The sequence below is a fragment of the Bradyrhizobium sp. TM233 genome, assembly GCF_036247965.1.
GTDB classification, from domain to species: domain Bacteria; phylum Pseudomonadota; class Alphaproteobacteria; order Rhizobiales; family Xanthobacteraceae; genus Bradyrhizobium; species Bradyrhizobium ottawaense.
Genome location: NZ_BTIG01000072.1, coordinates 1 through 251 on the forward strand (window position 1 = coordinate 1; position 251 = coordinate 251).

A 251-nucleotide genomic window follows, 5' to 3' on the forward strand; every position below is an offset into this window, starting at 1 on the left:
ATGTCGCGCTTGCGGTCGCAGATGAAGACGTAGCCGTCCGCGTCGATATAGCCGACGTCGCCGGAGGTGATGAAGCCGTCGCGGTCGATCTCGGCGCGCTTCTCCGGCTTGTTGTGGTAGGTGAAATCGGCGAGATCGGCCATGCGCGAATAGATCTCGCCGATCTCTCCCACGCCGAGGACGCGGCCGTCATCGCCCAGGAAGCGCAGCTCGGCGCCGGGCGAGATTTTACCGACGGTGCCGGGCTTCTT

Annotated in this window: 1 pseudogene; it reads right to left on the minus strand. The window is 64.5% G+C overall.

The window, feature by feature from the left end:
• Positions 1–251 (minus strand): annotated as a pseudogene (locus tag AABA86_RS33515) (long-chain fatty acid--CoA ligase); the annotation flags it as partial.